General features: G+C 72.9%; 7 protein-coding genes. 3 read left to right on the top strand and 4 right to left on the bottom strand.

Annotated features, from left to right (window positions below):
* The 3 genes from GT042_RS06080 to GT042_RS06070 all read left to right on the top strand — a co-directional run.
* The coding region (locus GT042_RS06080) for a molybdopterin molybdotransferase MoeA (RefSeq protein ID WP_202532420.1) at positions 1-1175 on the top strand (1175 nt) is incomplete at its 5' end.
* Positions 1172-2251: a potassium channel family protein gene (locus GT042_RS06075; RefSeq protein ID WP_161307667.1), complete on the top strand. Its 1080-nt coding sequence runs from the start codon at positions 1172-1174 to the stop codon at positions 2249-2251. The genes GT042_RS06080 and GT042_RS06075, both read left to right, overlap by 4 nt.
* Positions 2252-2322: 71 nt before the next feature.
* Positions 2323-3309, top strand: coding sequence for an NAD(P)H-quinone oxidoreductase (locus GT042_RS06070; RefSeq protein ID WP_161307666.1), 987 nt, complete (start codon positions 2323-2325; stop codon positions 3307-3309).
* Positions 3310-3389: 80 nt separating this feature from the next.
* Here the strand turns inward: GT042_RS06070 and GT042_RS06065 are convergent, their stop codons facing one another.
* The 4 genes from GT042_RS06065 to GT042_RS06050 form a co-directional block, all read right to left on the bottom strand.
* Positions 3390-3935: a bacterial proteasome activator family protein gene (locus GT042_RS06065; protein ID WP_161307665.1), complete on the bottom strand. Its 546-nt coding sequence runs from the start codon at positions 3933-3935 to the stop codon at positions 3390-3392.
* Positions 3936-3958: 23 nt separating this feature from the next.
* Positions 3959-6796, bottom strand: coding sequence for an FtsX-like permease family protein (locus GT042_RS06060; protein WP_161307664.1), 2838 nt, complete (start codon positions 6794-6796; stop codon positions 3959-3961).
* Positions 6793-7542 (bottom strand): ABC transporter ATP-binding protein, encoded by a 750-nt coding sequence (locus tag GT042_RS06055; RefSeq protein ID WP_161307663.1) that lies wholly within the window; start codon positions 7540-7542, stop codon positions 6793-6795. Before GT042_RS06055 ends, GT042_RS06060 begins: the two co-directional genes overlap by 4 nt.
* Before the next feature lie 119 nt (positions 7543-7661).
* Positions 7662-8390 (bottom strand): PadR family transcriptional regulator, encoded by a 729-nt coding sequence (locus tag GT042_RS06050; protein WP_161307662.1) that lies wholly within the window; start codon positions 8388-8390, stop codon positions 7662-7664.
* Positions 8391-8656 lie beyond the last annotated feature (266 nt).

Raw genomic sequence — 8656 nt, 5'->3', positions numbered from 1 at the left:
CGCGGGCCCGGCCCGTGGCCCTCGGACACGCCCTGGGCGAGGTGCTCGCCGAGGCGCTGGTCGCGCTCACCGACCTGCCGTCGTTCGACACCTCCGCCATGGACGGCTGGGCGGTGGCGGGCCCCGGCCCCTGGGCCGTCAGGACCCCGGAAGGCGCGCCCGTGCGGGGCGACGCCGCCGAGCGGTCCGGGATCCTCGCCGGACACGGCGAGTCCGTACCGCTTCCGGACGGCTCCGCGGTACGGATCGCCACCGGCGCCCGGGTCCCGCCCGAGGCGACCGCCGTGATCCGTAGCGAGCACGCCCGTACCGACGTCACCGGACATCTCCACGCCGAACGCGCGGTCGTCCCCGGCCAGGACATCAGGGCGCGGGGCCAGGAGTGCCGCTCGGGCGAGCCTTTGCTCCCCGCCGGGTCGCTGGTGACCCCGGCCGTGCTGGGTCTGGCCGCCGCCGCCGGGTACGACGAGCTGCTGACCGTCCCCCGGCCCGCCGTCGAGGTGCTCGTGCTCGGCGACGAGTTGCTGACCGGGGGGCTCCCCCACGACGGGTTCATCCGGGACGCCCTCGGGCCGATGCTCGCGCCCTGGCTGCGCGCGCTCGGGGTGGAGGTGGTCGCCACCCGCCGGATCGGTGACGACGAGGACGATCTGTACCGCGCGGTGACCGGGTCCACGGCCGACCTCGTCATCACGACGGGCGGTACGGCCGGTGGCCCGGTCGACCATGTCCACCCCGTACTCCGGGCCGCGGAAGCCGAGTTGCTCGTGGACGGGGTCGCCGTGCGCCCCGGCCATCCCATGGTCCTGGCCCGGCTGCCCTCGGGACGGCATCTGGTGGGGCTGCCCGGCAACCCCCTGGCCGCCGTCTCCGGACTGCTGACGCTCGCCGAACCCCTGCTCCGGGCGCTCGCGGGCCGCCCGGTGCCCCCGCCGTACCGGGCGCCGCTGCGCGACGAGGTGCAGGGCCATCCGCACGACACCCGCCTCGTCCCGGTGGTCCACCGCGACGACGCGGTGGTGCCGCTGCACTTCAACGGTCCGGCCATGCTGCGGGGCATCGCCGCCGCCGACGGCCTGGCGGTCGTCCCGCCGGGCGGCGCGCGGCCCGGGGAGGACGTCGACATCCTCGATCTGCCCTGGACCGCGTCGACCGACGGCGGGTGTTTCACGTGAAACTTCCCGGCCACGACGCCATAGCCAGGAACGCCGACGAGCATCTGGTCAGCGCCCGCGTGCAGTTGCCGCGCCAGCAGGTCAACCGGCCGCTCGTCCAGGTGACCCGCCGGCTGGTGATGGCCCTGGTGGTGCTCTTCGTGACGGTCTTCATCGTCTGGCTCGACAACAAGGGCTACCACGACAACTCGGACGACTCCGTCGACTTCCTCGACGCCGTCTACTACGCGACCGTCACGCTCTCCACGACCGGCTACGGCGACATCGTCCCGTACAGCGACAGCGCGCGGCTGGTCAACGTGCTGCTCGTGACCCCCCTGCGCGTGCTCTTCCTCATCATCCTGGTCGGCACCACTCTTGAGGTCCTCACGGAACGCACCCGTGAGGAATGGCGGCAGAACCGCTGGAGGTCCCACTTGCGCGAGCACACGGTCATCGTCGGATACGGCACCAAGGGGCGGTCGGCGATACAGACCCTGTGCGCCACGGGTCTGCGGAAGGACCAGATCGTCATCGTCGACCCGTCGGCCAAGGTGATCGAGGCCGCCAACGCCCAGGGGTTCGTCGGAGTCCTCGGCGACGCGACCCGCAGCGAAGTGCTGCTGCGCGCCGAGGTCCAGAAGGCCCGTCAGATCGTCATCGCCACCCAGCGGGACGACACGGCCGTGCTGGTCACGCTGACCGCGCGCCAGCTCAACCGGTCGGCGAAGATCGTCGCCGCCGTCCGCGAGGAGGAGAACGCGCCGCTGCTGCGCCAGTCCGGCGCCGACGCGGTGATCACCAGCGCCAGCGCGGCCGGCCGGCTCCTCGGGATGTCCGTGCTCAGCCCGATGGCCGGCACGGTGATGGAGGACCTGATCCAGCAGGGCACCGGCCTGGATCTCATCGAACGGCCCGTCATAAAGGCGGAGGTGGGGCGGAACGTACGGGAGACCGAGGATCTGGTGGTGAGCGTGCTGCGCGGGCACCGACTGATCGGTTACGACGACCCGTCCGCGAGCCCGCTCCAGCTCACCGACCGGCTGATCACCATCGTGCGCGCCCAGAACCCCACCGATCCGGAGGGCGGGAGCTGACCGTCGCGGAGGCCGGAACCTGACCGTCGCGGACGGATACTCCCCGGGAAGTGGCGGGTAGCCTCACGGCCATGCATGCGATCACGATTCCGGAACCCGGTGGCCCCGAGGCGCTCGTGTGGGCCGAAGTCCCCGATCCCGTCCCCGGCGAGGGCGAAGTGCTCGTCGACGTCGTGGCGAGCGCGGTCAACCGCGCCGATGTCCTGCAACGGCAGGGCCACTACGACCCGCCGCCGGGATCCTCGGTCTACCCCGGCCTGGAGTGCGCGGGCCGCGTGGCCGCGCTCGGCCCCGGCGTCACGGGGTGGGCCGTGGGTGACGAGGTGTGCGCCCTGCTGGCCGGCGGGGGGTATGCCGAGAAGGTCGTCGTACCGGCGGGCCAACTGCTGCCCGTGCCCACGGGGGTGCCGCTGGCGGAGGCCGCCGCGCTGCCCGAAGTGGCCTGTACGGTCTGGTCGAACGTCTTCATGCTCGGGCGGCTCACCGCCGGGGAGACGCTGCTGCTGCACGGCGGCGGCAGCGGCATCGGCACGATGGGGATCCAGGTCGCCAAGGCGCTCGGCGCCCGGGTCGCGGTGACGGCGGGCGGCCCCGAGAAGCTGGCGCGCTGCGAGGAGCTGGGCGCGGACATCCTGATCGACTACCGCGAGCAGGACTTCGTGGCGGAGATACGCAAGGCGACGGACGGGGCGGGCGCGGACGTCATCCTCGACATCGTCGGCGCGAAGTACCTGGCCCAGAACGTGAAGGCGCTGGCCGTGAACGGCCGGCTCGCGGTGATCGGGATGCAGGGCGGGGTGAAGGCCGAGCTGAACATCGGCGCGCTCCTGAGCAAGCGCGGCACCATCACGGCGACCTCGCTGCGGGCGCGTCCCCGGGCGGAGAAGGCGGCCATCGTCGCCGCCGTACGGGACAACGTCTGGCCGCTCGTCGCCGACGGGCGGGTCCGTCCGATCGTGGACCGGACGCTGCCGATGGCGGAGGCGGCCGAGGCGCACCGCGTCCTGGAGTCCAGCACGCACGTGGGCAAGATCCTGCTGCTCGCGCCGACGGCCTGAACGATCCGACCGGCGGCCGGTGTGCGGCACCCCGCTGAGGGTGCCGCACACCACCTGTCCCAGAGGTAGGGCCCCGAGTCCTAGAGGTAGGGCCCCGAGCGGATCGCGCCGTGGGCGCCCTGTTCCTCGTCGTCCTCCTGCACCGAGCCCGGCGGGAGGGCGCGGCGCATCTGTTCGAGCTGGGCCCTGGCCGCCATCTGCTGGGCGAACAGTGCCGTCTGGATCCCGTGGAAGAGGCCCTCCAGCCACCCCACCAACTGGGCCTGCGCGATGCGCAGCTCCGCCTCGGAGGGGATGGCCTCGTCGGTGAAGGGGAGGGAGAGCCGCTCCAGCTCCTCGACGAGCTCGGGGGCGAGCCCGTCCTCCAGTTCCTTGACGGAGCTGGCGTGGATCTCCTTGAGCCGTACCCGGCTCGCCTCGTCGAGAGGGGCCGCGCGCACCTCTTCGAGCAGCTGCTTGATCATGCTGCCGATGCGCATGACCTTGGCGGGCTGTTCGACCATTTCCGTCACCGGGATCTCACGCGGCTCGTCGTCGGTTCCACCGCCGCCGAGCGCCGTCCCGTCCTGTCCCACCACCAGGACATGAGGGCTCTCCTGCGACCGTTCGTTCCTCGACATTTCCATGTATTCATTGTCTCGCACCCGGCCTACGTGGCCGCGCGGCGGCCCAGTGTTCCGTGCGACCGGGTGACCACGGCGGCCAGCAGGGCCGCGCCCACCGGGACCGCGATCAGCAGGGCGGCCAGCGTCCCCCACGGGACGATGATCGGGACGTGGGGCACCACGGCGTCGCTCAGGCCGTCGGTGAGGGCCTGCCGGTAGCGGCTCTCCCCCTCCCGCCGCTCGGTCAGCCGGAGGGCGACGGCGGGGAGCAGCCCCGCGGCGGTGCCGAGCAGGACGCCCATCCCCGCCACCAGCCCGCACTGGAAGCCGCTGAGGGTCCTGCGGACCCGGGACGGTGCGCCGACCGCGGCGAGCGTCTTGAGGTCGGCCTCGGCGTCGGCCTGCGCGAGACCCGTGGCGATCCCGGCGGCGCCGATGGTCACCAGTCCGGCGAAGACGCCCAGGGCGAGGAGGACGATGTTGTTCTCGCCGACGTACCCCTTCTCGATGTCGAGGGAGGGGTTCGCGCCGGACGCGTCGAGATCGGAGGCGAGGCGCTGCTCCTGTGCGGTGCTGGGCATCTCGGTGGTCGACCAGTAGCCGCCGACCGGGACGACGCCGAAGCCCGCCGCCTCGGCCGCGGCGGCCGGGACGATCATCTTGAACCCGTACGCGTTCGGCTTGCCGGGGACCTGGTGCGCGGTGAACTTCTTGACGTCGGCCGGCAGCTCCTTCCCCTGGTCCGCCGCCGCGTCGGCCGCACGGACGTCGGGGATCAGCTGGATGCCGATCTGTCCGCGCGTATCGACGTCGCGCGGGTCGAACGAGATGATCTCGCCCGCCGCCAGTGCCTTCTTCGCGCCGGGGTCCTTGATCCCGAGCACCTGGAGGAGCGCGCTGTCCGCGACCACCACGTCGCCCGCCGCGGGGTACACGGCCACGTCCTGGCAGCGGGGGTCGGCACGCAATTTCAGACGCTCGGCCGAGGTGAACTCCTTGTCGGCGTTCTCCTCCTTCCACAGCGGGCACTGGTTCGCGTCCGGTACGACCACCTCGGCGGACCCGCAGCCCTTGCCCGAGCTGTCGGACGAGCAGCGCGGGGGACCGACGACAAGACGGTCGACCTTCGCGGACACGGCGACGGGCAGCTCCCGCTGTACGGCGGCGCGGGCGGCCGGCACGTCCCGGCCCCCGTCGTCGGTGATGACGAGCGACACCACGCCGCTCGGCAGGTCGGGGACGTACGCGGCCCGGTTCTGGGCTTCGCTGCTCGCGGTGTACGTGGCCACCGCCACGGTCCCCGCGACCGCCGCCAGGACGGCGGCGACGGCCGGAGCCGTACGACCCCGGTTGCGTACGGCGTCCCGCAGAGCCAGCCGGGGCGAGAGCGGCAGCCAGCGGCCCAGCTTGCCGAAGAGTCCCACCAGGGCGGGGGTCATCGCGACCACCCCCAGCTCGGCGATTGCGCTGCCGCCCGCGACGATCACGAAGTTGTCCGACACGGTCGACCCGTACAGCGCGATCGCCGCGCCGAACAGGATCGCGACCAGGCCCACCGCCGGCAGCACCCGGTTGCTCCGGCGGATGCCGCGCCGCCCGGTGAGGGACGCGAGGACCGACTGGCGGGACGCGGTGACGGCCGGGACGATCGCGGCGAGCAGGCCGGTGAGCACGGCGAGTGCCGCGATCCCGAGCAGTTCGAGCGGTCGTACGTCGAAGCTGCCGAAGCGCTGGCCCAGATAGCTCTCCAGGACCGGTCGCAGGGCGAAGGTGAGGGCCACGCCGAGGACGGTGCCGACCACCGCCGCGACGACTCCGATGACCAGACCGCCGCCGAGGACGATGGCCCGGATGTGGCGCCGGTCGCCGCCGTTGGCGCCGACCAGGCCCAGCTGGCGGCGCGAGCGGCGGGCGCCGACGGCGAAGGCGGGACCGGCCAGCAGGCAGATCTCCAGCATGGCGAGGCCGACCACCGTGCCCGCCGCGGCGAGCGCGGCCGGATCGGTCGCCCCGCCCTCCCGGTATCCGATCCAGTCGGACTTCTGGTAGAGCGGCACGTCGGCGTCGGCGGGCGGCGAGAGGATCACGGCGCGCGAGACGACCACCACGCCCTTGGCGTTGGCCTGCTGGACCATGTTCCACGTGAAACCACCGGGAACGGAGACCAGTTGGGTGGTGTCCGGGGGCGAGCTGTCCAGCCCCTGGGCCTGGAGGGCCTGGTCCAGCGGGGCGAGCAGCGCGCCGGGGAGGGCGTTGATCTGCTCGGTGTTCAGCTCGTCGGGCAGTTCGTAGGCGCCGACGATCCGGTAGGCCGTGTCGAGTCCCCGTACGGTGAGCTTCGAGCCGACGCGCAGCCCGCTGCTCTCCAGGAACTGGGTGGTCGCGGCAACCTCGCCGTCGCGGGCCGGGAAGCGGCCGTGGTCCAGGTCCAGGATCCCCTTCGCCGCCGGGTCGGTGGCCTTCAGCTCACGGACCTGGGCCTGGAGCAGCCCGTGAGTGGTACGGAGCTTCGCGCTGCCGCTCGCATCCGTCAGGGTAGTGGCACCGGCGGGAAGCGCCTTCCTGAGGTCGGTCGCGCCGTCCGGCCACCGGTGGTCGCCGTAGTCCTTCGCGGGGGCGTAGTCGTTCCCCTTGGGGCCCTGGAGGAGGGGCACCCCGCCGAGCCCCGGATCGGTGAGCCGGGCGTCCGCGTGGCCGAGTTGGCGCGTCAGGGTCTCCTGCGGGGAGAGTTCGGCGCTCCGTACGGTCAGGTCCACGGCGCTGACCCCGAGGATGGGCAGCGCGATCATCGCGAGGACGAGGAAACTGCGGCCCTTGAAGCGCCAGGCGTCGCGGCGGGCGATGCGCAGGGCGGCGCGCCAGGAGTGGAACCATGTGATCACAGGTCCGCCGCCTGACCGGTGAGCAGCGAGTCCGCGTCGCTGCGGACGGTCTGGTCGACGACGGAACCGTCCCGCAGGAAGACGACCCGGTCCGCCCAGGCGGCGAAGCGCGGCTCGTGGGTGACCAGGACACCGGCGGCGCCCGCGTCGCAGCGGCTGCGCAGCAGGGCGAGGACGGATTCGCCGGTCTCGGAGTCCAGGGCGCCGGTGGGCTCGTCGGCGAGGACCAGTCTGCGGTCGCCGACGAGGGCGCGGGCTATGGCCACCCGCTGCTGCTGGCCGCCGGACATCTCGTCGGGGAAGCGGTCGGCGAGCTGGCCGAGGCCCATCTCGTCCAGGGCGGCGAGGGCTTCGACGCGGGCCTTGCGGGCCGAGGTGCCGTCCAGTTCGCGGGGGAGCGCGATGTTCTCCGCCGCGGTGAGGGCGGGGATCAGGTTGTAGTCCTGGAAGACGTAGCCGATGCTGCGGCGGCGCAGGGCCGCGAGCCGCTTGCGGTCGACGGTGGTGAGGTCCGTCCCCTCGACGATCACGCGCCCGGAGGTGGGGTGGTCGAGGCCGCCCGCGATGGTGAGCAGCGTGGACTTCCCGGAGCCCGACGGGCCCATGACGGCGACGAGTTCGCCGGGGAACACGTCGAGGTTGATGCCGCGCAGGGCGTGCACCTCGGTGGCTCCGCTGCCGTGGACGCGGGTCAGTTCCTGGAGCCGCAGCACCGGCTGCCGCGGTGTCTGGGGTGTTTTGGGCATGGGTGGGTCCCTATCTGTGCGTACGCGGTCGTGTGCGCGCGTACGGAGGGTGAGCTGAAGACGAAGGGGCGGGCGGACGGCGTCCGCCGGGACAGGTGGGGCGGGGCGGCGGGGTTCGGTCAGCGGCGGCGGCCCCGGCGGGTGGGGGCGGTCGCGGTCGGTTCCGGGGGTGCCGTCGCGGGGGGCGCCTGGGCGGCGGGGACCTGCGCGGGACCGGCGGGTGTCTCCTGGGAGGTCCCGCCCGCGGTCCCGCCGGCTGTTCCGCCCGCAGTACTGCCCGCGGTGCTGCCCGCCGTCCCGTCGGCCGTCTCCTGACGCCTCGCGAGGCGGATCAGCCGTACCTCGCAGTGGTCGAGCCAGCGGGCCTCGGCCTCCGTCTGGAAGATGAGCTGGTCCAGCACGAGCAGCCACGCCACCTCGTCCCGGTCGGCCGGCGTGCTGTCCAGGGTCTGGGCCTTGAGGCGGGTGTAGTCCTGCATCGCCTGGATCGTGTGGTGGCGCTGGGACTGGATGACCTCCCGGATGTCGACGCCCGGCGCGCCCACCGCCATGGCGAGCTTGATGGCCAGCTCGTCCCGGGGCGGGCTGGTCCGGTCGACGGGCCTGCGGAACCACGACCGCAGCTCGCTGCGGCCCGGCTCCGTGATCACGTAGAGGGCGTGGCCCGCCTCGTCCTTGCCGTCCTGCGTGACCATGCCGTCCCGCTCCAGACGGTTCAAGGTCGTGTAGACCTGGCCCACGTTGAGCGGCCAGGTGGATCCCGTACGGGACTCGAACTCCGTACGGAGCTGGGAGCCGTAGCGCGGGCCACGTTCCAGGAGGGCGAGAAGCCCGTGGCGAATCGACATACTCAGTATGTATACCCGGTAGGTCGCCGGTCGCAAGGGACCTGAGAGGGACCTCACGGGTCCGTCGTGAGAGGGATACGGCCCGGTGACAGCACCGCGACAGACCTGGGACGGCGTCGCGGGAACCGGGTCAGCGGCGGCGCAGCCGCAGGCCGAGGAAGCCGAGCCCGAGGCCGATCAGCGTGATGCCGGTTCCCAGCGTCAGGACCGCCACCGGCTCGGCGACGGGCTCCGGGAAGGCGCTCGCGCCGGGTTCGCGGGCGGCG

Origin of the sequence: Streptomyces sp. SID3212 (assembly GCF_009865405.1) — a bacterium.
In the GTDB taxonomy this organism is placed as follows: Bacteria; Actinomycetota; Actinomycetes; order Streptomycetales; family Streptomycetaceae; genus Streptomyces.
This window is presented reverse-complemented; position numbering and strand designations above follow the sequence as displayed.

What these genes read in the sequence shown, in the direction of transcription:
- GT042_RS06070 (WP_161307666.1), top strand. Translation starts at nt 2,323, where the DNA reads ATGCATGCGATCACGATTCCGGAACCCGGTGGCCCCGAGGCGCTCGTG.
- GT042_RS06065 (WP_161307665.1), bottom strand. Translation starts at nt 3,935, where the DNA reads ATGGAAATGTCGAGGAACGAACGGTCGCAGGAGAGCCCTCATGTCCTG.
- GT042_RS06055 (WP_161307663.1), bottom strand. Translation starts at nt 7,542, where the DNA reads ATGCCCAAAACACCCCAGACACCGCGGCAGCCGGTGCTGCGGCTCCAG.
- GT042_RS06050 (WP_161307662.1), bottom strand. Translation starts at nt 8,390, where the DNA reads ATGTCGATTCGCCACGGGCTTCTCGCCCTCCTGGAACGTGGCCCGCGC.